Below are 25,872 nucleotides of genomic sequence, written 5' to 3' on the forward strand. Positions count from 1 at the left end.
AAATGGGGTCGGAGCCGACGACGACTCACCCCATCGAGACTCGGCCCCAGCCAGGAGGCAGATGACCCCGCACCCGCAATTGTCGGCCATCGCGTCGAGCGCGGCCGACGCGCGCATCGGTGCGTTCTTCGATCTCGACGGCACGTTGGTCTCCGGATTCACCGCGACGGTGCACGCCGGCCACCGCATCCGCAGTAGGCAGGCGCGCATCGGCGAGGTGCTCGGCGTGATCGAGGCGTCGGTGCGCTACCGGCTGGGGCGGATGGAGTTCGAACGGCTGATGTTGCGGGCGGCCGGATACCTGCACAGCGAGTTGCTGGCCGACCTCGACGAACTCGGCGAATACCTCTTCCGCACGCACATCCAGGCGCGGGTGTTCGACACGATGCGCGGGATCGTCGCCGCCCACCAGGACCGCGGCCACACCGTCGTGTTGAGTTCGTCGGCGCTGACCATCCACGCCGAGCCGGTGGCGCGCTACCTGGGCATCGACCACGTCATCTGCAACCACTTCGACACCGACGAGCGCGGAGCGCTCAACGGCGGCATCATCCGGCCGGTCGTCTGGGGGCCGGGCAAGGCCGCGGCCGCGCGCCGCTTCTGCGAGGCCAACGACGTCGACCTGTCGCGGAGCTATTTCTACGCCGACGGCGACGAGGACATCCCGTTGATGCGGGAGGTGGGGTCACCCCGGCCGGTGAACCCGCGGTCGCGGCTCGCTGCGGAGGCGGCGAAGCAGGGCTGGCCGGTGCTCGAGGTCAGCGGTCCCGGTCGTCCCGCGTCGGCGCGCCTGCTGCGGCGCCGGGGTGGGCGTCGATGATCGCGCGCACCGTGCGCCTGCAGCGACCGCACTCCGAGCCTGCGCCGCAGGCCGCGGCGACTTCCTTGGAGGTTCTGGCGCCGGCCGCCACGGCGTCGGTGACGGCCTGATTGGTGACGCCCACGCACAGGCAGACGTACATCAGCTGCCGCCCGTGGTGTCCTCGGAGCCTGGGGAGGGAATGCGCAGTATCTGGCGCAACCTGCCAATGAAGATGGGTGGATAGGCGCCGATCCCGGCCCGGCCCAGCCATTCGGAGTTTAGTTCCGAATCGCGCAGCCAGTGCCGGGCATGGCGCTCGTCGTCGATCTGGAACAGCATCATCACCTCGCGCTCGTCGTCGAATGCGCTGAACACGGAGGCCTTTCGGACGCCGGCGGCGCGCAGGTCGCCCGCGGTCTCCCGGACGTGGTCGACGAGACCGGGAACGCTCGCCACCGGCGTCACCACCGAGACCATCACCTCCGGCGCGGTCGGCGTCGTCTCCCCGACGAAGTCGAGTCGGTCGATCAGCTCACCCGCGAACACGGCCGGGATGTCCTCGACGCCGACGGCGTCGAACCAGTCGAAGAAGACGCGTGACCGCAACAGCTCGATGATCGTCTCGCGGGTGTGGATCGCCATCAGGACCATGACCCGGTCCGGTTCGGTCGTCGAGGTGTACACGAGGACGTGGTGCGCGCCGAGGTCGGCCAGCGCATCCTGGCGGCGTTCGAGCAGCGGAAGCACCCGCTCCGGATCGGGGATGCGGTAGTCGGAGGCGAGGACGAGCGAGTGGTTCAGCCAGTGCGTCACGGTCTGCGGTCCTTCGTCGAGACGATCACGTGTTGCAACGCGATGCGCGAAAAACGGTAATGACATTCTCCAGCGCTGTCGAGTCCCGATGCGCGCCGTCGAATGGATTGACCCGGGGCGGGGTGGGCGGGTACTAAACTAGAACACGTTCCAATTCGAAGCTCACCGCTCGAGCCCCACCTAGGAGCTGGCATGCACACCCCCCTCTGCGATCAGATCGGCATCGAGTTTCCGATCTTCGCCTTCACACATTGCCGCGACGTCGTGGTCGCCGTCAGCAAGGCCGGCGGATTCGGCGTATTGGGAGCCGTCGGGTTCACTCCCGAGCAGCTCGAGATCGAGCTGAAGTGGATCGACGAGCACATCGGCGACCACACCTACGGCGTCGACATCGTCATCCCCAACAAGTACGAGGGCATGGACGCGAACCTGTCCGCCGACGAGCTGGCGAAGATGCTGCAGGACATGGTTCCGCAGGAGCACCTCGACTTCGCCAAGAAGATCCTCACCGACCACGGCGTCCCGCTCACCGCGGAGGACAACGAGAGCACGCTGCAGCTGCTCGGGTGGACCGAGGCGACCGCCACCCCGCAGGTCGAGGTCGCACTCAAGCACCCGAAGATGACGTTGATCGCCAATGCGCTCGGCACGCCGCCGCGGGACATGATCGAGCACATCCACGCCGAGGGCCGCAAGGTCGCCGCGCTGTGCGGCTCGCCGAGCCAGGCGCGCAAGCACGCGGATGCGGGCGTCGACATCATCATCGCCCAGGGCGGCGAGGCCGGCGGCCACTCGGGCGAGGTCGGCTCGATCGTGCTCTGGCCCCAGGTCGTCAAGGAGGTCGCACCGGTTCCGGTCCTGGCGGCCGGTGGCATCGGCAGCGGCCAGCAGATCGCCGCGGCGCTCGCACTCGGCGCTCAGGGCGCCTGGACGGGATCGCAGTGGCTCATGGTCGAGGAGGCCGAGAACACGCCGGTGCAGCAGGCGGCGTACGTGAAGGCGGGCAGCCGCGACACCGTGCGCAGCCGTTCGTTCACCGGCAAGCCGGCGCGCATGCTGCGCAACGACTGGACCGAGGCCTGGGAGAACCCGGACAACCCGAAGCCGCTCGGAATGCCGCTGCAATTCATGGTGTCGGGGATTGCGGTCGCCGCCACCAACAAGTACCCCAATGAAAGCGTCGACGTCGCCTTCAACCCGGTGGGCCAGGTGGTGGGCCAGTTCGAGAAGGTCGAGAAGACCTCGGCCGTCATCGAGCGGTGGGTTCAGGAGTACCTCGAAGCGACCAACACGCTCAACGAGTTGAACGAGGCGGCGTCGGTCTAGCCACCGCGCCGCTCGGTCCGACGAAGGCCCCCTCCCGCTGCGGGAGGGGGCCTTCGTGGCGTTCGGTGCGGCACCGACTCTCGGGGCCTACCCGTCGGCCACGCCGCTATGTATGCTGCTCTACATAATCGACAAGGAGGCGCCTCAGTGGTCAGTCCACGGGAACGGATGGTCGTCTCGACCGCTCTGCTGATCCGCGAGCGCGGCGCACATTCGACCGCGATCTCCGACGTCCTCGCACACAGCGGCGCCCCGCGCGGGTCGGCATACCACTACTTCCCCGGCGGCCGGAACCAATTGCTCTGCGAGGCAGTGGATTACGCCGCCGACTTCATCGCCGCTCAGATCGACGCCGCCCCCAACGCCCTCCAGGTGCTCGACGTCGTGTTCGACGGCTTCCGCACCTCCCTCGCCGAATCCGACTACCGCGCCGGGTGTCCCGTCGTCGCAGTGGCAGTCGAGGCGGACAACGCACCGGCGCTCGACCGGGCGGCCGCGGCGTTCACGCGCTGGATGGAGTCGATCCGGCGCCGACTCGAGGACGACGGTGTCTCCCATGGGCGTGCCGAGGAGATCGCGATGCTGCTGATGACCTCGCTAGAGGGCGCGATCGTGGTGGCCCGCGCGACGCGCGACGCCACGCCGATCGACCTCGTCCACCGACAGTTGCGCGCCATCGTGGCGGCAGAGACCGGAGAAGGGAACTCGTTGCGATGACCGCCGACGTCACCACCGAATGGCGGGCCACCGCCTGCATCCTGTGCGAATGCAACTGCGGGATCGTCGTGCAGACGCAGGACCGCACGATCGCCAAGATCCGAGGCGACAAGGCCCATCCCGCATCGCAGGGCTACACCTGCAACAAGGCGCTGCGCCTGGACCACTATCAGAACGACCGCAACCGGCTGACCTCTCCCCTGCGCCGCCGCGCCGACGGCTCCTACGAGGAAGTCGACTGGGCCACCGCCATTCTCGAGATCGCCGAGGGCTTCGCCCGGATCCGGGACGAGCACGGCGGGGACAAGGTGTTCTACTACGGCGGCGGCGGCCAGGGCAACCACCTCGGCGGCGCATACAGCGGCGCCTTCCTACGGGCCATCGGCTCCCGCTACCGCTCGAACGCGTTGGCACAGGAGAAGACCGGTGAACACTGGGTCGACCGGCACCTCTACGGCGGCCATACCCGCGGTGAGTTCGAGCATGCCGAGGTGTCGGTGTTCGTTGGCAAGAACCCGTGGATGTCGCAGAGCTTCCCCCGTGCGCGCGTGGTGCTCAACGAGATCGCCAAGGATTCCGGACGCTCGATGATCGTGATCGACCCCGTCGTCACCGACACCGCGAAGCTGGCGGACTTCCACCTACGGGTCCGGCCCGGCACCGACGCCTGGTGCCTCGCTGCGCTCGCCGCGGTGCTGGTCACCGAGAACCTGTGCGACGAGGCGTTCCTCACCCAGCACGTCACCGGCGTCGACGCGGTGCGCGAGGTGCTGCGCGAGGTCCCGATCGCGGACTACGCGCAGCGCTGCGGCGTGGCGGAGGACTTGATCCGCGGCGCCGCGCGGCGCATTGCGGCCGCGTCGAGCGTCGCGGTGTTCGAGGATCTCGGCGTTCAGCAGGCGCCCAACAGCACGCTGTGCTCCTACCTCGACAAGCTGCTGTGGATCCTCACCGGCAGCTTCGCCAAACGCGGTGCGCAGCACCTGCATTCGATGTTCGCGCCGTTGTTCGCCACCAGCGGGGTCGGACGGACGCCGGTGACGGGGGCGCCGGTCATCGCCGGCCTGGTCCCCAGCAACGTCGTGCCGCAGGAGATCCTGACCGATCACCCCGACCGGTTTCGCGCCATGATCGTCGAGAGCAGCAATCCCGCACACTCGGTGGCCGATTCGGCCGCCGTCCGGGAGGCGCTGTCGTCGCTCGAACTGCTCGTCGTCATCGACGTCGCCATGACCGAGACGGCCCGCCTCGCCGACTACGTGTTGCCCGCGGCCAGTCAGTTCGAGAAGCCCGAGGCGACGTTCTTCAATCTGGAGTTCCCGCACAACACCTTTCACCTGAGGCACCCGATATTCGAGCCGTTGCCGGGCACGCTGGCCGAACCCGAGATCTGGGCGCGGCTGGTGCGTGCGCTCGGTGTGGTCGACGAGGAGGACCTGCGGCCGCTGCGCCGGGCCGCCGAGTCCGGGCTGGATGCTTACGCGCAGGCCTTCTTCGTCGCCGTGAGCGCCAACCCCGCGCTGGGCCGGGTGCTGCCGTTCGTGCTGTACGAGACCCTCGGGCCCACCCTGCCCTACGGCCTCGCCGGCGCTGCCGCGCTGTGGGGTCTGGCGCAGAAGACGGCGATGACCTATCCGGAGGCCGTGCGGCGCGCCGGGCATGCCGACGGCAACGCGCTGTTCGAAGCGATCCTGTCCAGCAGGTCCGGCGTGACGTTCAGCGTGCACGAGTACGCCGACGACTTCGACCTCATCACCCACGAGGACAAGCGGATCGCGCTCGAGATGCCCGAGATGCTCGCCGAGATAGGCAGGCTACGCGACGCGCCCGCGCGTCTGACGAGCGACGAGTTCCCCCTCGTGCTGTCGGCTGGCGAACGGCGTGCCTTCACCGCCAACGACATCCTGCGCGATCCGGCGTGGCGCAAGCGCGACGTCGACGGTGCGTTGCGCATCAGCGTGGAAGACGCGATGGCCATTGGACTGGTCGATGGTGGATCGGCGCGCATCACGACCGCCGCCGGATCGGCCAGAGCGACGGTCGAGATCAGCGATGCCATGCTGCCGGGTCACGTGTCGCTGCCCAACGGTTACGGCCTCGATCACCGCGACGCCGACGGCACGTCGCGCACGCCCGGCGTCGCGCCCAACGCGCTCACGTCGTCGGACTGGCGCGACGCGTACGCCGGAACGCCGTGGCACAAGCACGTGCCCGCGCGCGTCGAAGTGGGCTAGAAACTGGTGGACTGAGCGTCGAGTTCGGTCAGGCGCCGGGAGGCGGCAGCAGCAGCGGGCCAGGCGCAGGCGCGGGGGCCGAAGCCGGTGCGGCGGCGGGGGCCGGTGCAGGCGCGGGCGGCGGTGGCGCCAGCGGCGCCGGTGCCCCGGGGACCGCGGCGGGAGCGGGGGCTCCGGCGGGAGCGGGAAGTCCGGCGGGAGCGGCCGGATCGACACCGCTGCGCGGCACGTTCGGGCCCGCGGCCTGCTGGGGGTATGGCGTGTTCATGCCCCGCTGCGCGAGCCCCATGATCAGGGCCTCCTTGCCGCTGATCTCCTTGTTCTGCACCGCCTGCCAGAGGTCCTTCAGGTAGCTGACGTTCGGATCGTCGTTGCCCTTGGCAGCGGGATCCATCGTCGACCCCGGAGGCAACGCGTCCGGGCTCGGGATGTGTGGCACTCCCTCCGCGGGGGCGGGCGCCGGAAGGGCTTCGGCCGGGGCCTGCTGACCGGCAGCGGCCTGCAGCGGTGCGGCGGGCGCGGGACCGGCAGGGGGCGCGGGAACCAGAGGCCCCGCGACCGGCGGGACGGCAGGCGGCGGAGGCGGTACTCCGGGGTCGGCTGACGCGGTCGCGGTCACGCAGACCGCAGCGATCAGTCCGGACGCGCCGCAGAGCGCGGCGGTCAGAAACCTTCGTGTGTCGTTGCCCATCACGGTGGCCTCTCGAGGTGTTACGGCTGGTACGGAAGTTACTCAGGGTCGCTCAACGAGTATTCCGAATTCTGCCGCACTTCGTTACACGGGCGCATCCTCAGGGGCGAGATCGACGGCGGCCAGCACGGATGAACACGTTCTACTCGGAACTTTCCCCAACCTGCCGCGGTACCTCCGACGTGTGGTGTAGCTATGGATTACGCCACTAGATCGCCTCGTGTGAGGAGTGCTGAAGATGCCGGAGACTGTCACCGGTCCGAACCTTCCAGCCGGCTTCGACTTCACCGACCCGGACATCTATGCCGAGCGGTTGCCGGTCGAGGAACTGGCCGAGATGCGCAAGGTCGCCCCGATTTGGTGGAACGAGCAGCCCGAGGGCGTCGGCGGGTTCGGCGACGGCGGCTACTGGGTGGTCACCAAGCACAAGGACGTCAAGGAGGTGTCGCGCCGCAGCGACGTCTTCTCCAGCCTGCAGAAGACGGCGCTACCGCGATACAAGGACGGCACGGTCGACAGCCAGATCGAGACCGGCAAGTTCGTGCTGCTCAACATGGACGCGCCGCACCACACCCACCTGCGCAAGATCGTCTCGCGCGCCTTCACCCCACGGGCCGTCGAACGGCTGCGCGCCGACCTGGCCCAGCGTGCTCGCGACATCGCGCAGAAGGCCGTTGCCGAGGGCACCGGCGACTTCGTCGAGCAGGTGTCGGCCGAACTCCCCCTGCAGGCGATCGCCGGACTGATGGGCGTGCCGCAGGAAGACCGGATGAAGCTCTTCCACTGGTCCAATCAGATGGTCGGCGACATGGACCCCGAGTTCGCAGGCAACGATGCCATCAGTGCGTCGGTCGAGTTGATCACCTACGGCATGCAGCTGGCCGCCGAGCGCGCGGACACCCCGGGCGAAGACCTCGTCACCAAGCTGGTCCAGGCCGACGTCGAAGGGCACAAGCTCAGCGACGACGAACTCGGCTTCTTCGTCATCCTGCTGGCCGTGGCAGGCAACGAGACGACCAGGAACTCGATCACCCAGGGGATGATGGCCTTCGCCGAGTTCCCGGATCAGTGGGAGCTGTTCAAACGCGAACGGCCCGCCACCGCCGCCGACGAGATCGTCCGGTGGGCCACCCCCGTCACGTCGTTCCAGCGCACCGCGCTGGAGGACACCGAGCTGTCAGGCGTCCAGATCAAGAAGGGCCAGCGGGTGGTGATGATGTACCGCTCGGCCAACTTCGACGAGGACGTCTTCGACCGCCCCTACGAGTTCGACATCCTGCGTGATCCCAACCCACACGTCGGATTCGGCGGTACCGGTGCTCACTACTGCATCGGCACCAACCTCGCGCGCATGACGATCGACCTGATGTTCAACGCCATCGCCGATGCGATGCCGGACCTGACCCCGCTTGCCAAGCCCGAGCGACTCCGGTCGGGGTGGCTCAACGGGATCAAGCACTGGCAGGTCGACTACACCGGCGGCGCCAAAGGGGCCGCGGCGCACTGACGTTCGATACCCCGGCGCCCTCCGGTGTCGTCGGGTAGTCGAGGATCGACCGCCAATAGTCCTCGGGGATCTCCTGGCCCGACCGCAGCACCAACGCCAAGCCGGTGGCCATGGCGATGCCGAGCAGCCCGAGCCACAGCCCGGCCAGCGCGATGAGTACCCACAGCGCCGCGGTGACGGCCGGCCACGGGGACACCACGGCCAGTGCGGGGGCGAAGAAGAACCCCATGCCGACGTACCACGACGAGCCGGCCCGATCGCACTTCAGCACGGCGCGCAACCAACGCGGAACGGGCGGGGCGGGACTGCGGGGGTGAGACGTCATCGTCTGCTCCTCGGTCGGTCGGACACCATGAGCGTCCCCCCGCGACGTAACCGATGCAATTACCCGTGAGGTAGTGGCTTCCGCGAGCGCACCTGCGTGACACTGGCGTGGTGACCGCCGCTTCCTCCGCCCCGTTCGGCACGTTGATGCGCCAGTGGCGGCAGCGCCGTCGGCTCAGCCAGCTGGACCTCGCGCTCGAGGCCAACGTGTCGTCGCGCCACGTCAGCTTCATCGAGACGGGACGGTCGTCGCCGAGCAGGGCCATGGTGCTGCGCCTCGCCGATGCGCTCGATGTGCCACTGCGCGAACAGAACCAGCTGTTGCTGGCCGCTGGGCTTGCCCCGATCCACGCGGAACGCTCGCTCGACGACCCGGAGATGGCTCCGGTGCGGGAGGGCGTTCACCGCGTGCTCGCGGCCTACGAGCCCTACCCCTGTCTGGCGGTCGACCGTGGCTGGCGGATCGTTGCGATGAACGCGGGCGCGGGCGTCCTCGCCCAGGGCGTCGCCGCGCATCTGCTGGAGGCACCGAATGCGCTCCGCCTGTCGCTGCATCCCGAAGGACTGGCGCCGCGCATCCGCAACCTCGGTCAGTGGCGCCACCACGTGATCGGCCGGTTGCGCCGCGAGGTCTCGGCCGGCGGGTCCGACGAACTGGCGGCCCTGCTCGCCGAGATCGAGGCGTACCCAGGCGTTTTCGACGAGACCCGCGATCTGGGCGGCGTGGTGGTACCGCTCGTGATCGAGGGAGCCGACGGCGTGGTGCTGACCTTCCTGAGCACCGTCACGACGTTCGGTACGGCGCTGGATCTGACCGCCGCCGAGCTGAGCATCGAGGCGTTCCTGCCTGCCGACGACGCCACCGCGGCGGCGCTGCGACCGGGTTAACTGGTATGACCACTTGACCTCTTACCGTCCGGATGGCAGATTCAGGACATGGCCCTGCAACCCGTCAACCGTCGATCGGTTCCCGAGGACGTTTTCGAGCAGATCGTCATCGAGGTGCTCAGCGGTGACATGCGCCCCGGTGACGCGCTGCCCAGCGAACGGCGACTCGCCGAGGTGCTGGGGGTGTCCCGACCCGCCATCCGGGAGGCGCTCAAGCGACTGACCGAAGCCGGCCTGGTCGACGTGCGCCAGGGGGACGCCACGACCATCCGCGACTTCCGCAAGCACGCCGGGCTCGACCTGCTTCCCCGCCTGCTTCTGCGGGCAGGCGAACTCGATCTCTCCGTGGTGCGCAGCATCCTCGAGACCCGGCTGCACAACGGGCCGAAGATCGCCGAACTCGCGGCGCGGCGGCGCACCCCGAACGTCGCCGAACTCCTCGACGAGACGGTCGCCACGCTGGCGGCCGAAACCGACCCGGTCGAACTCCAGCGCGTCGCGCTGACCTTCTGGGACCACGTGGTCGACGGCGCCGACTCGATCGCATTTCGGTTGATGTACAACACCCTTCGGGCCACCTACGAGCCCGCCCTGCCCGCGTTGGCCACCATGATGGCCGACGAGGTCGGCCGCGCCGACGGCTATCGCGCCGTGGCCGACGCCATCCGCGCCGGCGACCCGGACGCCGCCGAGTACGCCGCCCGAGCACTGCTCGAACCCGCCACCACGGCACTGCTGAACGTGATCGCCGAACTGGAGGAGACCCGATGACCACCGCACCGAAACCACGCGCCGAGCGCCGCGCGTTCACCCTGTCCGACGCCGTCGCGGAATTCGGCAGGCACCCGTCGCCGTGGATGATCGGGGCGGTGCTGACGGGCGCGCTCGCTGCGCGCGGCGTCGTCGGCGACTGGCGGGTCACCGACGCGGTGGTGCCGCTGGCCATGCTCGCGGTGTTCCCGTTCTTCGAGTGGCTGGTGCACGTGTTCGTGCTGCACTGGCGCCCCAGGCGCGTCGGCGCCGTGACGGTCGACTCGCTGCTGGCCCGCAAGCACCGAGAGCATCACGTCGACCCGCGCAACGTCCCGCTGATCTTCATCCCGTGGCGCGCCCTGCTGTGGGTGCTGCCGCTCGCGAGTGCCATCGCGGTGTTCGCCTTCCCGAGAATCAGTCTCGGCCTGACGTTCCTGGTATTCCTGGCGATCCTCGGACTCGCGTACGAGTGGTGCCACTACCTCATCCACAGCGACTACAAGCCGAAGTCCGCGCTCTACCGCGCGGTGTGGCGCAACCACCGCCACCACCACTTCAAGAACGAGCACTACTGGTTCACGGTCACGACGACCGGCACGGCCGACCGGGTGCTGGGAACCTACCCGGACCCGGCGGCGGTGCCCGCCTCACCGACGGCGAAGAACCTGCACGGCGCTACGACTGGACGATGACCGGATCGCCCTTGCTGACGTTGTCGAAGTACCAGGAGGCGTTGTCCGGGCTGAGGTTGATGCAGCCGTGGCTCACGTTCGCGTAGCCCTGCGAGCCGGTGGACCACGGCGCACCGTGCACGTAGACGCCGCCCCAGGTGATGCGCACCGCGTCGTAGACGGTGAGCTTGTAGCCCTCGGGATCGCTGAGCGGGATGCCGATGGTGCGCGAGTCCATCACCACGACGTCCTGCTTCTCGAGCACGGTGAACGACCCGATCGGCGTGGAGAACTTCGGCTTGCCCATCGACGCGGGCATCTCCCGTGCCACCACGCCGTCGATGCTGACCGTGAACGTGTAGGCGTTCACGTCGGCGACGCCGACCACCGAGGCACCGGTCTGGAAGTTGGTCTTGGTGCCACCGACCGACAGCGAGATCGTGCTGTGCGCGGGCCAGAACCCGGTCGGCTTGAACTGCACGACCTCGTCGGAGAGCCAGACGAACTCGCCGGCGGGTACGGGCGACGACGTGAAGTCGATGCTCCGTTGCGCGGCGAGCCGGTTCGCCACCGGGGCGCCGAACGTCACCGTGACGGGGTGACCGACGCCGACGACCTCCCCCGCAGCGGGCGAGACGGCCGCCACCGGCACGGCCGTGGGCACCGCCATGCCTGCACTGCTCACCCCCGCCCCGGCGGTTCCGGCCAACAGCACCAGGGACAGGCTGGCGGCAGATGCTGCCAGCACACGTTGCACGGCGTTACGCAAGGTCAATCCTCCGAGGTCGATGGCCTTCTCCATGCTAGATCGGTTCTGGAGCGCTAAGTGTTAGCCGCGCGTGTCCGTGAGGACGCCGCCAACAGGTAGCCGATGCCGAGGAAGCAGCTCAGCAGCAGGCCGCAGTTCACCAGAACCGTGGGTACGCCGACGCTGGTGGGGTCCAGGAAGTAGTACGGCGCGCGACGGCCGGCGGAGTTCAGCACCAGGAACGCCAACGCGCCGTAGGCGGCCGGGTAGGCCAGCCACGCGATCGGCTGCCACCACCGCACCACCCGGTCGTCCCGCCCGATCGCGAACCAGTCGACGAGCGCCAGCGCCGGAACCACGACGTGCAACAGCAGGTTCGCCGGTGTGTATCCCATGCTGCGCCCGGTGAGGAACAGGTTCCACACCAGGCCCGCGACGACGACGTAGACCACCACCGCCCCCCGGAATCCGTTGCGACGGTTGGCCTCCGGCGAGACGAGGGTCAAGGCGTAGTAGGCGGCGGCCAGCACGTTGACCTGGTAGGTGAACGTGATCAGCCGCCATGCCACGCCGGAGCGCGACGTGAGTTCGACGAGAACGACGGCAGCGACGACCGCGCCGACGATCGCCAGCCGGAGCGCGATGCGGAGGCCGTCACGGGCCCCGTTGGGTGTGGCCAAACCGTCGACCGGCTACTGACCCGGAACGTACGGGGGCGTCACGGGCACGGCCGGAGCCACCTGCGACTGATCGTCGTCGCCGAACCGGAGCTTGTCGCGGATCCGGCCAAGGATGCCCGGCTTCTTGGTGGGAGCCGTGTAGTTGGGAACCAGCGGACCAGTCCCCGTGACCGGTGGCGTGACGACCGCCGGCGGCGGTGCGATCACGGGAGCCGCCACCGGAAGCTCCTCGTAGACCGGCGCGAGCGGCGGGGCCTCGGCGACGACGGGCGCCTCCGGGACGAAGGCGGCGTCGGGCGCCGCGACGGGTGCGACGTCGATCGGCGGTGCCTCGGGCGCCGGTGGGGCCTCCGCGAGCACCGGTGGCGCGGCGGGAGCCGGAGGAATCGCGATCGGCGGGGCGAGCACCGACGGGTTGGCTCTGGCCGCGGCCGGTACCCGAGGCGCGTCCGCGGAGGCGGCGGCCGGGCTGGCAGGCGCATCCCTGCGCGGCGACAGTTCGAGGCTGACCGCCACGGAGACCGACACGACGAACGTCAGCACACCGGCGACGAGCATCCCTGCAGCGCCCACCGGCACCCGGCCGCGCCGGGTCTGCCTGGCGCCCGCACCGGTGGTCAGCGCGTAGGCGGCGAATTCGCCGCCGGGGTCGAGCGGGCCGTCGATGCTCTGCGCCGAGGCGAGCGCCGCTCCCCTGGCCAGTGCCAGCTGGGCCTCTTCGGGGGTGAACACCGGAACCGACAACGCGTCCTCGAGTTCGGGCACGATCGACTCGAATCCGCCTGCCGAGCCCACCACGACCAACGCCTCGGGCTGCCAATCGGCCTTGGTGAACACGGTGCTCAACCAGCCGATCAGGTCGTCGTCGGAGTAGATGGCGTGGTTGAACGCGGTCTGCACGGCGCCGGTGCTCGCGTGCACGACGAGGCTGATCACCGTCTCGGGTTCGATGACGCACACGGCGGTGGTCTCGTAGCCGACCACCGCGGCCATGCCGCGAGCCAGTGCTTCGGTGGCCTCGGGCATCCGGATCGGCACCACGTTGTCGAAGCCGGATTCCGACAGCGACCTCATCAGCATCGACGCCTCGGCGTCGGCCTCCTCGCTCCACGTCACGCCGATCGACGTCAGCCGCAGGCCGCGCGTCGCAGCCATGGCCTCGGTGCGCCGCACGGCGGCGGCCGCCTGCTCGGAGGTCTCGACCGCCCCCGCGTGCACGTCGAAGGCGTTGCCGTCCATCGTTGCGCCGTCGGCGTCCTGTCCCTCGACGAGGACCAGTCCGACGGACGTGGGAGTCATCGACAACCCGAGTACCGCGTCCACTTGCACCCCTATTTCGAACCCATGCGGTGGCCACGTCGAACGGATCGTTGGCGCCGGGACAGGGCCCGGTCCGTACCGAGGCGCGACGAGCGCGGCGACGACGTGTGGCACACCTTCGACGTGACACTACCGAACCGGCGGGTGTGCAGCGCGCCGGCGGGGTGACCGAACCGTGACTGGAGCTTCACCGGAATCACCGTCGGCGTCCGCGATGATGTGACCACGGTCACACCGCGGCTCAGGAGGTGGCACATGGTCATGGCATCACCGCGCGACGCCCTCGACGGCGTCGAGCACGGCACGGTCCTCGTCCACGCACTTGGCCTGGGTCACTCGGTCGCGGTCTGCTCGTGCGGCTACTCGGGTGGTCGCCGGTTCCTCAAGGCCGCCGCCGAGCAGGACGCCTGGGAACACGCCATGGTGCGGCACTGCGAGGTGTCGTCGCCGCTGGTGGTCGCCTGGTAGTCGGTCAGCCCGCCAGGATCTCCGACAGCAGGGCCGGCTCGACGTTCCCGCCGGACAGGATGACGACCGTCTTGCCGGGTCGTGCCGCAACGCGGTAGGCCGCCAACGCCACCGCGCCAGACGGCTCGGCGATCAGGTGCGCCCGCATCGCCAACTCGCGCACCGCTGCCCGAATGTCGTTCTCCGACACCGTGATCAGCTCGTCGAGCACCCGCCGTAGATGCGCGAACGTCAGCTCCGACGGTTGCGACCGCAGACCGTCTGCGATCGTCCGGTTGCGGTCCTCGATCGACCAGTCGACCGGATGGCCGACGCGCAGTCCCTCGGCGGTGTCCGCGGCGAGTTCCGGCTCGACGCCGATGACCCGCACCTCCGGACGCAGCGCCTTGAGCGCGGTACCGATTCCCGAGGCCAGTCCTCCCCCGCTGACGGGCACCATCACCGTGTCGACGTCGGGCGTGTCCTCGACGATCTCGAGGCCGATCGTGCCCTGTCCGGCGATGACGTCGGGGTGGTCGAACGGCGGGATCAGGACGCCGCCGGTGTCTGCGACGACCTGGGCGGCGACGGCCTCGCGCTGCCCCGCGGCGCAGAGCACCACCTCGGCGCCCCACGTCCGGGTCGCCGCCACCTTGATCTCGGGCGTCTCGACCGGCATCACGATGTGCGCCGTGATGCCGTAGCGCGATGCCGCGTATGCGACCGCCTGGGCGTGGTTGCCGCTCGAAAAGGCGACGACGCCCCTGGCCCTGGTTGCGTCGTCGAGCGAGGCGATCGCGTTGAATGCGCCGCGCACCTTGAACGCGCCGATGGATTGCAGGCTCTCGGGTTTGATCCACAGGCGCTGGTCGCCTTCGCCATCGGCCCACGGTGCCGGGATCAGCGGCGTGCGCAACACCGACCCCCGGATCCGGTCGGCCGCCGCACGGACGTCGTCGATGGTGACCTGCTGCATCTCGTCCTCCGCACTGAATCCGCTACTGCTGACCTCGCGAGCCTAGTGACGCTCCACCGTTGCCCGGGGTGCCGGCACCGGGCACAGTGACGGACGTGAGTCAGCCTTTCGAATTCCCGGTGGTGCCGCGCTACGCCGAGATCGACCAGCAGGGCGTGGTGTTCAACGGGCACTACCTCACCTGGTTCGACGAAGCCGCCACGGCGTTCTTCGACCACCTCGGCATCTCGTACGCCGAGCTGAACGCAGCCGGCTGCGACCTGCAGGTCGTGCACACCGAACTCGACTATTCGGCGCCGGTGCGGTGGCGGGACGCGGTACGCGTGCTGGTGACCAGCGTGGCGACCGGCACGACGAGCCTCGCGCTGGGCTTCGAGGCCTGGCGGCGCGGTGCCACCGACGACGCCGAGCGCATCGCGGTCACCGGGCGCACCGTCTACGTCGTCGTGTCGACCACGGACTGGACCAAGCGGGAGATCCCGGCGGAGTTGCGGACGGCGCTGACATCCGTTGCGGCGCAGAGCTTGCCGACGGGGGGTACGGTCACATCATGAGCCACCAGCACGAGCACGGCCCGCAGCGCGATCTGCCGCCCGGCATGGCCGAGCAACTGGATCTGCCGTACTCGGGGCTGGCGTCGTTCGGGCACCGCCCGTTCCTCACCGAAACCGAGCAGCTCGATTCGTGGCAGCCCGACGTCGCGATCGTCGGGGCGCCGTTCGACGTCGCCACCACGAACCGGCCGGGAGCGCGGTTCGGCCCCAGGGCGATCCGGGCCACGGCCTACGAGCCCGGCACCTATCACATGGACCTCGGGCTCGAGATCTTCGACTGGCTCGAGGTCGTCGACTACGGCGACGCATACTGTCCGCACGGCCAGACCGAGGTGTCGCACAACAACATTCGCGAACGCGTGCACGCCGTCGCATCACGCGGGATCGTCCCGGTCGTGCTCGGCGGTGACCACTCCATCACGTGGCCCTCGGCGACGGCGGTCGCCGACGTGCACGGCTACGGAAACGTCGGCATCGTGCACTTCGACGCGCACGCCGACACCGCCGACATCATCGACGGCAACCTCGCCAGCCACGGCACTCCGATGCGCAGGCTGATCGAGTCGGGTGCCGTCCCCGGCACCCACTTCGTCCAGGTCGGCTTGCGCGGGTACTGGCCGCCGCAGGACACGTTCGAGTGGATGCAGTCCCAAGGCATGGTGTGGCACACCATGCAGGAGATCTGGGAGCGGGGCTTCAAGCCGGTCATGGTCGACGCCGTCGGCGAGGCGCTCGCCAAGGCGGACAAGCTGTACCTGTCCGTCGACATCGACGTCCTCGACCCCGCCCATGCGCCGGGGACCGGCACCCCCGAACCGGGCGGCATCACGAGCGTGGACCTGCTGCGGATGGTGCGCCAGCTCTGCTACGAACACGACGTCGCAGGAGTCGACGTCGTGGAGGTGGCACCGGCCTACGACCACGCCGAACTGACCGTCAACGCGGCGCACCGCGTGGTGTTCGAGGCACTGGCAGGCATGGCCGCCCGGCGTCGTGACGCCGCAGGCGGCGAGGTCGGCCCACCCGCCCGACCCAGGTCCTAGGCCCAGCCGGTCACGAGCCGGCGCGTAGTCGGCCGCCGATCTCGGTCCACACGCCTTCGGTGGTGACGGCGTCGACGGAGCACTCGCTCGAGAGCCGCATCGTGGCGACGTCGAGGCGCTCGGGATTGCGATGGACGACGGCGACCACACCACCCCTGGTGAGCTTCTTGCCGAAGTACTCCGCCACGACTCCCGAGTCGACCCAGCCGTCGGCGACCATGTCGGCTGCCACGCGGTTGAGGTAGCCCACGGTGTTGCCCGCGGGCAGCGCGAACGTCATGTGCACCACCGGGCGGTACGGCGGTCCGGCCGCCGACGCGCACGACATGCTCGTCCGTCCGCCCGCCGGGCCCGTCAACCGGGCTGCGACGACGGCGTCTCGCGCAGCCGCCGTCACCAGTTCTGCGGCTGCGGCCTCGGTCATCCGGGGCACGCCGGCGGCGGGGTCGGGACCCGGACGCGACAGCACGAGGAGTGCGCACACGCCGAACGCCGCGGTGAGCGTCAAGGTCGCGGCCAGCAGCACGACTGCCGCCCGCGAGCGGAGCCAGGCCGGGGTCCCGCCGTTCGTGGCGGTCAGCCCTTGGTCAGGGTGAACTGCGCGACGTCGGTGTAGCCCTTGCGGAACAGATCGGCGCAGCCGGTGAGGTACCGCATGTACCGGTCGTAGACCTCTTGGGACTGGATGGCGATCGCCTCGTCCTTGCGCGCCTCGAGTGCTGCCGACCAGATGTCGAGCGTCTTTGCGTAGTGCAGGCGCAGCGGCTGCACGAGCTTGACGTCGAACCCTGCCTTCGTCGCGTGCTCGACGACCGCCTTGGCCTGCGGCAGGTCACCGCCGGGGAAGATCTCGTCCATGATGAACTTGAAGAACCGCAACAGGGTCATCGTCATCGGCAGCGCGCGCTCGGTGTACTCCTCGTCGCTGGGCTTGATGATCGTGTGCAGCATCATCACGCCGTCGTCGGGAAGCGCGTCGTAGGCCATCTTGAAGAAGTCGGCGTAGCGGTCTCGACCGAAGTGCTCGAAGGCGCCGATCGACACGATGCGGTCGACCTTCTCGTCGAACTGTTCCCAGCCCTGCAGCAGCACCCGCTTGCTGCGTGAGCTGTCTTGGGCGTCGAGCAGCTTCTGCACGTGTGCCTGCTGGTTGCGGCTCAGGGTCAGACCCACCACGTTGACGTCATGGCGCTCGAGCGCACGGTTGATCGTGGCGCCCCAGCCGCAGCCCACGTCGAGCAGCGTCATGCCGGGTTCCAGGCCGAGCTTGCCGAGCGACAGATCGATCTTGGCGAGCTGGGCCTCCTCGAGCGTCATGTCGTCACGCTCGAAGTATGCGCAGCTGTAGGTCTGCGTCGGGTCGAGGAACAGCCGGAAGAAGTCGTCGGACAGGTCGTAGTGCGCCTGGACGTCTTCGAAGTGCGGCGTGAGGCCCTCGGTCTGGCTAGGTGTATCTGACAAGGTGATGGCCCTTTGGCGTCGTGAGGTGGTGTCGGCTGATTCGTGTCAAACGAAGGCTCCACCGGGCTCGGGAGCCTCGCCCGTAGGTCCTGGGCAGTGTATGCACAGTACCCGAGCGGTTCGGCACCCGGCGAATCCCGCACCCGCGCGCGCGTCGGAGCGACGTCCAAACGAAAGTCGCCCTGAACTGGGCTTTCCGTCACGATCCAAGGGGTCGGGCAGCGCCGCTCACGACGTACTCGGCGACCGATGCATCGAGCAGCGCTGCGTTCTGTTCATCGCTGGGGCCGTCGCCGCGGAACGCCTCGACGGCGGCACGGGAGTCCCATCGTTCGAAGACGTTGATCCGGCCGGGTTCGATCAGGTCGGCTCCGATCGCGAAGTCCAGGCAGCCCGGAGCCGCCCTGGCAGCGCGGACGACATCCGTGCAGCCCCGTAGGTACTCGTCCCGGGTCTGCGGTGCGACGGTCAGGTGTCCGGACACGATCACGTGCTCGGCCATGGGGTCCTCCTCGTGGCGCTAGTTCTCCCGAGGCAGCAGTTCGGCGGCGAACGTCTCGACGAAGGCGTCGAGGTCGCCACCGCCTGCCGGCCTCACCACGAACTTGGACAACCCGGCCGCGGTGAACTCATCGATGAGGCGGTGCAGTGACGGCCAGCCATCGGCGACGAGGTCGGCGGGATCCACGTCGGGACGGCGGCTGCGGACCGCCGCCACGAGGTCCTCCCCGAGCCCGCCCTCGCTGACCGCGAGGTTGATGCCGAAGTGGTCGGCTTCGATCTGCCGTCCTGCCTCGGCGGCGGACTCCTGGATCAACTGCACCGCTTGCCGTGCCTCGTCGGGCGTGACGAAGCTGCCGAGCCAGCCGTCGGCGAGCCTGCCGATGCGGCGCAGTCCGGCGGGCGCGGACCCGCCGAGCCAGATGTCGAGCGGCCTGGCCAGGCGCGGCTGCACCTCGGGCGAACTCACCGTGAAGAACTCGCCGTCGAACGGCCCGCCATCGGGCTGGAGTGCGGCGCGCAGCAGGCGCAGCGACTCGTCGAACACCGCGGCCCGCTTGCCCTCGGGCACCACGAACAGGTCGCGCTCGGTCGCGATCGCGGACCGCAGCCCGAACACCGGCAGCACCCGCTTGGGGGCCAGCGCCGCCAACGACGCGAGCTGCTTGGCCACCAGCACCGGGTGTCTGCCCGGCAGCACGACGACCGACGTGCCCACCTTCAGCCGCGTGGTCCGCGCCAGGGAATAGGCCATGCCGACGAACGGGTCGACGGCGTTGGAGTACACCAACTCCGAGAACCACAGCGAGTCGATGCCGAGCTCCTCGAGGCGGTCGACGATGCCGGGCAGCGCGTCGGGGGCGGTCTCGCCTGCCAGGCCGACGCCGAAACGGATCTTCACGACGGGCCCACCGTCCTACTGGGGACGGATCGGGACAGCTCGGCGCGCATCTGCATGAACCGGAACAGGCCTGCCCGTCCGGCGATGGGCTGATAGGCCTCGACGAGGTCGGCGACGAACCGGTCCCGCTCGCCCGTGTCGAGCCGGTCGGTCCACCCGGTGGTGCCCACTGCGCACCACCTCGCGAACGCCTCGGCCGAGCCGAAGTCCCACTCGCGGTCGGTGACCGTCAGCTGCGACAGCGACAGGCCCGCGTGCGCCGCGAGAGCGCCGTAGTCGTCGGGGTCGACGTGGACGAACGGCGCTTCGAATCCGTCGAATCGCGGCAGCCACGTCGTGCTGCGGCTGACGTCCATGGCGACCGCCTCGAGGCTGGGGCGCGGGCCCGCGCACACCATCTGCACGGTCGCGCGCGCCCCCGGCTTGAGCGCCGCGGCGATCTGGCTCAGGGCCTGGTCCTGCTCGGGCACCCAGTGCAGCGCGTTGAACGACACCACCGCGTCGAAGGTCTCGGTGAATGGCAGCCGCCGCGCGTCGGCGACGGCGAACCGGGCGGCCGATCCCCGCTCGGCCGCCGCAGCGTGCGCCGTGGCGATCATCCGTGGTGAGGCATCGACGCCCACCGCGATCCCCGAGGGCACCTCGTCGGCAATCATCCGGGTGAGATACCCGTCGCCGCAACCGATGTCGAGCACGCACTCCCCGGGCTCGACGTTCAGTCCGGCGACGGCGGCGGTGATCATCGCGCGTTGCAGTCCGCTGACCTCCGCGTAGTCGTGTCCGCTCCAGTCCGCCACGATGCCCAGTATCGCCCTACCCGGCGCTGGTTCGCCGAGCGAGGGTGGCACGCTGAGTCGGCGGCCTGCACGGAGGCCGACCAATCGGACTCAGACGAGGGAGTGCCCCCATGAAGGCAGCAGTGACGGTGTCCATGGCCGCCCCGCCGCAGCAGGTGTGGGAATTGGTGTCGGACGTCCGGAACACTGGCCGGTTCTCCCCCGAGACGTTCGAGGCCGAGTGGCTGGGCGGTGCGACGGGTCCGGAGTTGGGCGCGAAGTTCCGCGGCCACGTCCGGCGCAACGAGATCGGTCCCGTCTACTGGACGACGTGCCGCGTAACGGCGTGCGACCCCGGTCGCGAATTCGGCTTCGAGGTCCTCATCGGCGACCGTCCCGTCAACAACTGGCACTACCGGTTCGAACCGACGGCCACCGGCACCGACGTCACCGAGTCGTTCTTCATGAACGAAAGCGTGTTCACCACGCTGTTCGGAATGTTCGGGGGTCAGTTGCGCCGCCGCCGCAACGTCCGCGACATGCGCAAGACGCTCGAGGGGATCAAGGCGGTCGTCGAGGCGTGACCCTCGATCGTCGATAGCCTCAATCGAAGACGAAGTCCGCGGCGTTCACCGCCCGCGTCCATCCCCAGTAGTCGACCAGCCGCCACGGGCTGAGCGTGTACACCTCGCCGTAGGCGTTCTTGTAGAACGAGTGCTCGATCGACGGCTGCGACCACACCATGGTCCGCATCTCGTCCTGGCTGCGGCGCACCCAGTCGTCGCAGACGTCCTGGCGGGGTTCCATCGACCGGTGGCCGCCTGCGATCAACGTCGTCAAACAGTCGGTGATGTAGCGCATTTGGCATTCCGAGTGGAAGATCAGGCTGCCGCCGCTGGCGAGGTTGGTGCCCGGGCCGTACATGCAGAACAGGTTCGGATATCCGGGCACGGTGATGCCGAGATAGGCCACCGGTCGCTCACCCCAGCGGGCCGTCAGATCGTCGCCGTCTCGGCCGCGGATCGTCATCGGCCACAGCACCCGGTTGGCGTGGAACCCGGTCGCGTAGACGATGACGTCGGCCGGATGACGCACGCCGTCCTCGGTCACGACGGCGTCGGCCTCGATGCCGGCGATCGGGGTGCGTACCAGGTCGACGTCCTCGCGCGTCAACGTCTTCAACCACGTCCCGTTGTCCTGCAGCGTGCGCTTGCCCGTCGCCGGATAGTCGGGCACCACCTTCGCGGCCAGTTCGGTGTCCCCGTCGAGCTGGCTGGTGATCCACTCGGTGAACACCGACCGCGTCGCCTCGCTGATCTCGCTCACCGCACGCTGCTGGTCGGGGTAGTCCGGATCGACCCGGGCGGCGTCGAGCCCCTTGTCGCAGCCCGGCCAGAACAGCAGGAACCGGTACCACCTGCCGTAGAACGGCAGGTGCCGCAGCGCCCACTGGACGCCGGCCCCGACCTCGGCGTGGTAATTCGGGTTGGGGAACATCCACTGCGCGGTGCGCTGGAAGACGGTGAGGTGCGCGACCTCGTCGGCGATGGCCGGGGCGATCTGGAAACCGCTGGCGCCCGCCCCGATCATTGCGACGCGCTTGCCCGCCAGGTCGACCGAGTGGTCCCACTCGGCGGAGTGAAACGCCCTGCCCGCGAACGTGTCCCGGCCAGGTATGTCGGGCACCTTGGGCCGGTTCAACTGGCCGACGGCGCTGATGACCGCACGCGCGGTCAGGTCGGCGCGGTTCCCGTCGCGATCCCGCGTCGAGACCGTCCAGGTGGCGGTGTCGTCGTTCCAGCGAGCCTGGGTCACCTCCGTCTCCCAGCGCACGTGCGGGCGGATGCCATGGCGGTCCATGACGCCCTCGAAGTACGCCTGCAGTTCGTGCGCCTCGGCGAAGAAGTGGGTCCACTGATCGGTGGGTTCGAAGCTGTAGCAGTAGAAGTGATTGCCGACGTCGACCCGGGCGCCGGGGTACGTGTTCTGATACCAGGTGCCGCCCACGCCTGCGTTGCGCTCGACGATGGTGAACGGGATTCCGGCCTCCCGCAGGCGAATTCCCGCCAGCAGTCCGGACTCGCCGCACCCGATCACGACGACGGGGAAGTCGGCGCACGCGGCCGGGTCCAATGCGTTGGGCGCCCGGCCGTCGCGGCCGTCGAGCTCCATCTCCTCGGCCAGCATCGGCACGTACTCCTCGGGCACGGGCTCGCAGACCAGCCACTCCATCATCTCCTTGAGGAGTTCCGGCCCGATCGGCTCGGGCTCGGGGCAGCCGCGGTCGCGGTAGTCGCGGATCACCGTCAGCGCGAGGTCGCGCGCGGCCGCCTTGTCCTCCTCGGACATGTAGCCCTGCACCTCGTTGAGGAAGAGCCCTGCCGGCTTGAGCGCCCCTCGGATCAGTTCGGGGTCGCCGGACATGTGCACCAGCGACAGCATCAGCGTGGGGACGCTGACGTCGAGCAGTGCCCGGGCGATCTCCTCGTCGGAGTCCGTAAAGGGTTGTCCGGCATGTGGGTTGCGCACCGCTGAGTGCTATCACGTTTTCACGCCAACCGTGCGGGTATTTGGGATCGGTGACCGAGCACGCCAATGACGACAAGCCCGCCGCGCCAACCAATGACGGCACGCCCGCCGATCATGACCGCAAGTTGCCCGACGACGTCTCCGACGCGACCGTCGAAGCGGTCGGGTCGGTGTCCGAGGCCCTGGAGTGGGTCGAACGCGCCCGTGGACACCTTTACTCCTTCCACCAGTTGATGGGACATGCCGACCTCACGCTCGGCGACGCCTGCGACAAGTTGCGCGACGCTGGCCACACCGAGGTGGCCGACCGACTCGAGGCCGAGATGGTCGGTCGCAACGTGCTCAACGGCCGGTGGACCTTCCAGATCGTCGAGGACTTCGACGACAACTACTGGTCGGTGCTGCGCGACCACGAGCGGCGCGTTCGCGACGAACTGCAGCAGGGTTACCGGCACGTGTTCGAGGCCAGGATGAAGGAGGACCGGCGCACCCACGGCCGCGTCGGACACGAGGGCGCCCCGTGACTGGCGCTACGCTCGACGGCATCTAGTCCTTCGACGGTGAAGGGGGCGACGTGGGTATCACGCCCCGGGTGAATGGCTCCGCTCCGCCCGACGTGCCGCGCTCGGAGATCAACCTCGGCTCTTGGGACTTCTGGGCGCTCGACGACGACCTGCGCGAGGGTGCGTTCGCCACGCTGCGCCGCGAAGCGCCGGTGTCGTGGCATCCGGAGTTCATCCAGGACGGGTTCGAAGGCGGCCGCGGCCACTGGGCCGTCACCCGGTACGACGACGTGTTCTATGCCAGCCGCCACCCGGAGATCTTCAGCTCGGCCCAGGGCATCACGATCGGCGATCAGACCCCCGAGCTCACCGAATACTTCGGCTCGATGATCGCGATGGACGACCCGCGGCACACCCGGCTGCGCAACATCGTCCGCAGTGCGTTCACGCCACGCGTCCTGGCGGTGATCGAGGACTCGGTGCGCGACCGCGCGCGCAGGCTCGTCGAGCAGATGGTGGCGAACCATCCGGACGGCCGCGCCGACCTGGTGACCGAACTGGCGGGCCCCCTACCGCTGCAGATCATCTGCGACATGATGGGCATCCCCGACGCCGACCACGACCGGATCTTCCACTGGACGAACGTCATCCTCGGCTTCGGCGATCCCGACATCACCACCGACTTCGACGAGTTCTTCCGCGTCGCGATGGACATCGGCGCCTACGCGTCGGCGCTGGCCGACGACCGCCGCGCCAACCCGGGCGACGACCTCACCACCAGTCTGGTCCGGGCCGAACTCGACGGTGAGGGCCTGACCTCGAGCGAAGTCGCGTCGTTCTTCATCCTGCTGGTGGTGGCGGGCAACGAGACCACGCGCAACGCGATCAGCCACGGCGTGCTGGCACTGAGCCGCCATCCCGATCAGCGTGACGCGTGGTGGGCCGACTACGACGAGGTCGCCCCGTCCGCAGTCGAGGAGATCGTGCGGTGGGCCTCACCGGTGAGCTACATGCGCCGGACGGTCACGCGCGAGGTCGAGATCGGCGGCGTCACGCTCGGCGAGGGCGACAAGGTCACCCTCTGGTACGGCTCGGCCAACCGCGACGAGTCGAAGTTCGCCGATCCGTGGACGTTCGACGTGCACCGGCATCCCAACCCGCACGTCGGGTTCGGTGGCGGAGGGGCGCACTTCTGCCTCGGCGCGAACCTGGCCCGCCGCGAGATCACCGTTGCCTTCGAGGAACTGCACCGCCAGATTCCCGACTTGACGGCCACCGAGGAACCGGATCGTCTCCAGTCCGCGTTCATCCACGGCATCAAGCGGCTCCCGGTGGAGTGGACGCCGGCCTCTCGCGCTTAGAGGCTTCAGAGGCTCTAGGGGCTCACGCGGCCACCGACGCGTCGCACAGCTCGCCCAGGTCGACGGGACCGTCCGCAACGGGCGGTCGCCAGCCCGATGCGTAGACGCTGCGCGCCAAGGGCTCGACGGCTGCCAAGGTGTCCGGAAGCGCGTCCATCCGGGCATACGGCTCGGCCCCGCGGCGCACGCGGTCGTCGACCGCACCGGCGGCCACGATCAGGTCCGAAGGCAGCGGGCGGGTCAGGTCGACGTCGCCGCCTGCCCATCGGCGCAGCCGGTCGGCATCGGCATGCCGATGGTCGTCGAACCACGGTCTGATGGCCGACGTGCACCACGAGTCGAATTCCATTGCAGCCGAGTCGACGTCGGCGCCGTGGTGGTCGATGATCGCCGTGAGCCGACTCGCCTGCGCGAGAGCCAGGGTGACTCCACGTCCCGCCAGCGGCGTCGTGGTGCACACGGCGTCGCCCACCGAGATCATGCCCGGCGCTGCCAGCGCGCCGTGCTCGTCGCACTGACCGCGATACCCGTTGTGCAGTCGGCCCCCCGGCAGCACCGGGGTCATGGGCTCGGATGCGGCCCCGTCGATCCACTCTCGCAGACGCGGAATCCTGCGCACCACCGACTCGAAGACGTGCGCGTGTCGCAATGCCCGGACCCGTGGGTCCCGGCCGTCGTGGGCGATGGTGATCGAGAAGGTTCGGGCGTCGTGCAGGAACGCGACTGCGAAGTACCGGGCGAAGGCCAGCGACAGGCCGATCGGCGAGTTCGTCGGCGGATGGTCGGCCCCTCGCCTGCGCCGGTACTGCCGGGTCACGTAGGCGACGCCGCACGGTTCACCGATCGCCCGGGGTCGGATCCCCGCCGAGAAGCGGCTCGCGCGTCCCGAGGCGTCGAGCACCAGGTCAGCGGTGACGCGGCGTCCATCGACCTGGACGCCGCGTACGCGGGCGCCGTCGTCGATGGTCCGGTCGACGTGGCCGGTGACGAGGTCGATCCCTGGGCGTTCCGCGGCGACCTCACGCATCGTGGCCTCGAACGTGCTGCGCCGGCACAGCAGTGCGGCCGGTCTGCCGTCGGGCATGGTGGGGATGGACGCACCGGCGGAGACCAGGCGGTCGAGGAAGTCGGGCATGTCCTCGCGCAGCAGGTCGACGACCGGCCCGCGGAAGGTGTGGGCGTGCTCGAACTGCATGACGCCCCGCCGGCGCCACGGGCCCGAGCGCGGCGGTCCCGGGTCGCGGTCGACGACCGCGACGCGGTGCCCTCGTCTGGCGAGTGTCGTGGCGAGGTAGAGCCCGGTGGGTCCGGCGCCCACGATGGCGATCTGCATGGGTACTCCACAA

At 69.3% G+C, this 25,872-nt stretch carries 29 protein-coding genes; 14 read left to right on the plus strand and 15 right to left on the minus strand.

From position 1 onward, the window contains the following. The first annotated feature begins 61 nt into the window (after positions 1-61). On the plus strand, positions 62-820 hold the full coding sequence (locus G6N61_RS03920) for an HAD family hydrolase (protein WP_163917342.1): 759 nt from the start codon (positions 62-64) through the stop codon (positions 818-820). Here G6N61_RS03920 and G6N61_RS03925 read toward each other — a convergent pair. Next, a complete protein-coding gene (locus G6N61_RS03925) occupies positions 759-962 on the minus strand; it encodes a (2Fe-2S)-binding protein (RefSeq protein WP_163917343.1) in 204 nt (67 codons plus the stop codon). The genes G6N61_RS03920 and G6N61_RS03925 overlap by 62 nt on opposite strands. After that, the gene (locus G6N61_RS03930) at positions 962-1,615 is read right to left on the minus strand and encodes a fatty-acid--CoA ligase (RefSeq protein ID WP_163917344.1); all 654 of its coding nucleotides are present in this window, start codon (positions 1,613-1,615) and stop codon (positions 962-964) included. Before G6N61_RS03930 ends, G6N61_RS03925 begins: the two co-directional genes overlap by 1 nt. Before the next feature lie 192 nt (positions 1,616-1,807). Here G6N61_RS03930 and G6N61_RS03935 point away from each other — a divergent pair, with 192 nt between their 5' ends. The 3 genes from G6N61_RS03935 (at position 1,808) to G6N61_RS03945 (ending at position 5,892) form a co-directional block, all read left to right on the plus strand. Then, on the plus strand, positions 1,808-2,941 hold the full coding sequence (locus G6N61_RS03935) for a nitronate monooxygenase (RefSeq protein ID WP_163917345.1): 1,134 nt from the start codon (positions 1,808-1,810) through the stop codon (positions 2,939-2,941). A 147-nt stretch (positions 2,942-3,088) separates the two neighbouring features. Continuing rightward, positions 3,089-3,658: a TetR/AcrR family transcriptional regulator gene (locus G6N61_RS03940; protein WP_163917346.1), complete on the plus strand. Its 570-nt coding sequence runs from the start codon at positions 3,089-3,091 to the stop codon at positions 3,656-3,658. Further along, on the plus strand, positions 3,655-5,892 hold the full coding sequence (locus G6N61_RS03945; protein WP_163917347.1) for a molybdopterin-dependent oxidoreductase: 2,238 nt from the start codon (positions 3,655-3,657) through the stop codon (positions 5,890-5,892). Before G6N61_RS03940 ends, G6N61_RS03945 begins: the two co-directional genes overlap by 4 nt. 28 nt (positions 5,893-5,920) lie before the next feature. Here the strand turns inward: G6N61_RS03945 and G6N61_RS03950 are convergent, their stop codons facing one another. Continuing rightward, complete coding sequence (locus G6N61_RS03950) at positions 5,921-6,583, minus strand: hypothetical protein (RefSeq protein WP_163917348.1); 663 nt, start codon at positions 6,581-6,583, stop codon at positions 5,921-5,923. Positions 6,584-6,821: 238 nt separating this feature from the next. Between G6N61_RS03950 and G6N61_RS03955 the strand changes: the two genes are divergently transcribed. Then, complete coding sequence (locus G6N61_RS03955; protein ID WP_163917349.1) at positions 6,822-8,090, plus strand: cytochrome P450; 1,269 nt, start codon at positions 6,822-6,824, stop codon at positions 8,088-8,090. On the opposite strand, the gene G6N61_RS03960 is transcribed toward G6N61_RS03955, so the two are convergent. Further along, complete coding sequence (locus G6N61_RS03960; protein ID WP_163917350.1) at positions 8,035-8,415, minus strand: hypothetical protein; 381 nt, start codon at positions 8,413-8,415, stop codon at positions 8,035-8,037. The genes G6N61_RS03955 and G6N61_RS03960 overlap by 56 nt on opposite strands. Positions 8,416-8,561: 146 nt before the next feature. Between G6N61_RS03960 and G6N61_RS03965 the strand changes: the two genes are divergently transcribed. From G6N61_RS03965 to G6N61_RS03975, 3 genes are read left to right on the plus strand one after another with little or no spacing between them, the layout of a single operon-like run. Beyond that, positions 8,562-9,302, plus strand: coding sequence for a helix-turn-helix transcriptional regulator (locus tag G6N61_RS03965; protein WP_163924586.1), 741 nt, complete (start codon positions 8,562-8,564; stop codon positions 9,300-9,302). A gap of 48 nt (positions 9,303-9,350) precedes the next feature. Continuing rightward, complete coding sequence (locus tag G6N61_RS03970) at positions 9,351-10,073, plus strand: FadR/GntR family transcriptional regulator (RefSeq protein ID WP_163917351.1); 723 nt, start codon at positions 9,351-9,353, stop codon at positions 10,071-10,073. Then, a complete protein-coding gene (locus G6N61_RS03975; RefSeq protein ID WP_163917352.1) occupies positions 10,070-10,747 on the plus strand; it encodes a sterol desaturase family protein in 678 nt (225 codons plus the stop codon). Before G6N61_RS03970 ends, G6N61_RS03975 begins: the two co-directional genes overlap by 4 nt. On the opposite strand, the gene G6N61_RS03980 is transcribed toward G6N61_RS03975, so the two are convergent. From G6N61_RS03980 to G6N61_RS03990, 3 genes are read right to left on the minus strand one after another with little or no spacing between them, the layout of a single operon-like run. Next, complete coding sequence (locus tag G6N61_RS03980) at positions 10,731-11,528, minus strand: L,D-transpeptidase (RefSeq protein WP_163917353.1); 798 nt, start codon at positions 11,526-11,528, stop codon at positions 10,731-10,733. The two genes, G6N61_RS03975 and G6N61_RS03980, sit on opposite strands and share 17 nt — an antisense overlap. A 20-nt stretch (positions 11,529-11,548) precedes the next feature. Continuing rightward, entirely contained in the window at positions 11,549-12,154 is a 606-nt protein-coding gene (locus G6N61_RS03985; RefSeq protein WP_163917354.1) for a Pr6Pr family membrane protein, read from the minus strand. Positions 12,155-12,166: 12 nt separating this feature from the next. Further along, positions 12,167-13,483, minus strand: coding sequence for a DUF7159 family protein (locus G6N61_RS03990; RefSeq protein ID WP_456152514.1), 1,317 nt, complete (start codon positions 13,481-13,483; stop codon positions 12,167-12,169). Between the two features lie 252 nt (positions 13,484-13,735). On the opposite strand from G6N61_RS03990, the gene G6N61_RS03995 reads away from it, so the two are divergent. Continuing rightward, positions 13,736-13,942: a hypothetical protein gene (locus G6N61_RS03995; RefSeq protein WP_163917356.1), complete on the plus strand. Its 207-nt coding sequence runs from the start codon at positions 13,736-13,738 to the stop codon at positions 13,940-13,942. Between the two features lie 4 nt (positions 13,943-13,946). Here G6N61_RS03995 and G6N61_RS04000 read toward each other — a convergent pair whose 3' ends face one another. After that, positions 13,947-14,897 (minus strand): threonine ammonia-lyase, encoded by a 951-nt coding sequence (locus G6N61_RS04000; protein ID WP_163917357.1) that lies wholly within the window; start codon positions 14,895-14,897, stop codon positions 13,947-13,949. A gap of 95 nt (positions 14,898-14,992) precedes the next feature. Between G6N61_RS04000 and G6N61_RS04005 the strand changes: the two genes are divergently transcribed. Together G6N61_RS04005 and speB are read left to right on the plus strand one after the other, a co-directional pair. After that, positions 14,993-15,451, plus strand: coding sequence for an acyl-CoA thioesterase (locus tag G6N61_RS04005; protein WP_163917358.1), 459 nt, complete (start codon positions 14,993-14,995; stop codon positions 15,449-15,451). 44 nt (positions 15,452-15,495) lie between these two features. Further along, positions 15,496-16,494 (plus strand): agmatinase, encoded by a 999-nt coding sequence (gene speB, locus G6N61_RS04010; RefSeq protein ID WP_163924587.1) that lies wholly within the window; start codon positions 15,496-15,498, stop codon positions 16,492-16,494. A gap of 10 nt (positions 16,495-16,504) precedes the next feature. Here the strand turns inward: speB and G6N61_RS04015 are convergent, their stop codons facing one another. The 5 genes from G6N61_RS04015 to G6N61_RS04035 all read right to left on the minus strand — a co-directional run bounded on the left by G6N61_RS04015 (position 16,505) and on the right by G6N61_RS04035 (position 20,154). After that, positions 16,505-17,020 carry a lipoprotein LppJ family protein gene (locus G6N61_RS04015; protein ID WP_163917359.1) on the minus strand — a complete coding sequence of 172 codons (516 nt, stop codon included), beginning with the start codon at positions 17,018-17,020 and terminating at the stop codon, positions 16,505-16,507. A 50-nt stretch (positions 17,021-17,070) separates the two neighbouring features. Continuing rightward, on the minus strand, positions 17,071-17,955 hold the full coding sequence (locus G6N61_RS04020) for a cyclopropane mycolic acid synthase family methyltransferase (protein ID WP_163917360.1): 885 nt from the start codon (positions 17,953-17,955) through the stop codon (positions 17,071-17,073). Between the two features lie 199 nt (positions 17,956-18,154). Then, the gene (locus tag G6N61_RS04025) at positions 18,155-18,457 is read right to left on the minus strand and encodes a putative quinol monooxygenase (protein ID WP_163917361.1); all 303 of its coding nucleotides are present in this window, start codon (positions 18,455-18,457) and stop codon (positions 18,155-18,157) included. An 18-nt stretch (positions 18,458-18,475) separates the two neighbouring features. Continuing rightward, complete coding sequence (locus G6N61_RS04030; RefSeq protein WP_163917362.1) at positions 18,476-19,357, minus strand: TIGR03854 family LLM class F420-dependent oxidoreductase; 882 nt, start codon at positions 19,355-19,357, stop codon at positions 18,476-18,478. Beyond that, the gene (locus G6N61_RS04035) at positions 19,354-20,154 is read right to left on the minus strand and encodes a class I SAM-dependent methyltransferase (RefSeq protein ID WP_163917363.1); all 801 of its coding nucleotides are present in this window, start codon (positions 20,152-20,154) and stop codon (positions 19,354-19,356) included. Before G6N61_RS04035 ends, G6N61_RS04030 begins: the two co-directional genes overlap by 4 nt. A 110-nt stretch (positions 20,155-20,264) precedes the next feature. On the opposite strand from G6N61_RS04035, the gene G6N61_RS04040 reads away from it, so the two are divergent. Further along, positions 20,265-20,717: an SRPBCC family protein gene (locus tag G6N61_RS04040; protein WP_163917364.1), complete on the plus strand. Its 453-nt coding sequence runs from the start codon at positions 20,265-20,267 to the stop codon at positions 20,715-20,717. A 19-nt stretch (positions 20,718-20,736) separates the two neighbouring features. Here the strand turns inward: G6N61_RS04040 and G6N61_RS04045 are convergent, their stop codons facing one another. Next, positions 20,737-22,662 carry a flavin-containing monooxygenase gene (locus G6N61_RS04045; protein ID WP_163917365.1) on the minus strand — a complete coding sequence of 642 codons (1,926 nt, stop codon included), beginning with the start codon at positions 22,660-22,662 and terminating at the stop codon, positions 20,737-20,739. A 125-nt stretch (positions 22,663-22,787) separates the two neighbouring features. On the opposite strand from G6N61_RS04045, the gene G6N61_RS04050 reads away from it, so the two are divergent. Together G6N61_RS04050 and G6N61_RS04055 are read left to right on the plus strand one after the other, a co-directional pair. Continuing rightward, positions 22,788-23,186 carry a hypothetical protein gene (locus G6N61_RS04050; RefSeq protein WP_179973640.1) on the plus strand — a complete coding sequence of 133 codons (399 nt, stop codon included), beginning with the start codon at positions 22,788-22,790 and terminating at the stop codon, positions 23,184-23,186. A gap of 50 nt (positions 23,187-23,236) precedes the next feature. Beyond that, positions 23,237-24,526 carry a cytochrome P450 gene (locus G6N61_RS04055; RefSeq protein ID WP_163917367.1) on the plus strand — a complete coding sequence of 430 codons (1,290 nt, stop codon included), beginning with the start codon at positions 23,237-23,239 and terminating at the stop codon, positions 24,524-24,526. Between the two features lie 22 nt (positions 24,527-24,548). Here the strand turns inward: G6N61_RS04055 and G6N61_RS04060 are convergent, their stop codons facing one another. Then, positions 24,549-25,859, minus strand: a complete 1,311-nt coding sequence (locus tag G6N61_RS04060; protein ID WP_163917368.1) for an FAD-dependent oxidoreductase — start codon at positions 25,857-25,859, stop codon at positions 24,549-24,551. Between the last annotated feature and the right edge of the window lie 13 nt (positions 25,860-25,872).

The sequence above is a fragment of the Mycolicibacterium arabiense genome, from assembly GCF_010731815.2.
GTDB classification, from domain to species: domain Bacteria; phylum Actinomycetota; class Actinomycetes; order Mycobacteriales; family Mycobacteriaceae; genus Mycobacterium; species Mycobacterium arabiense.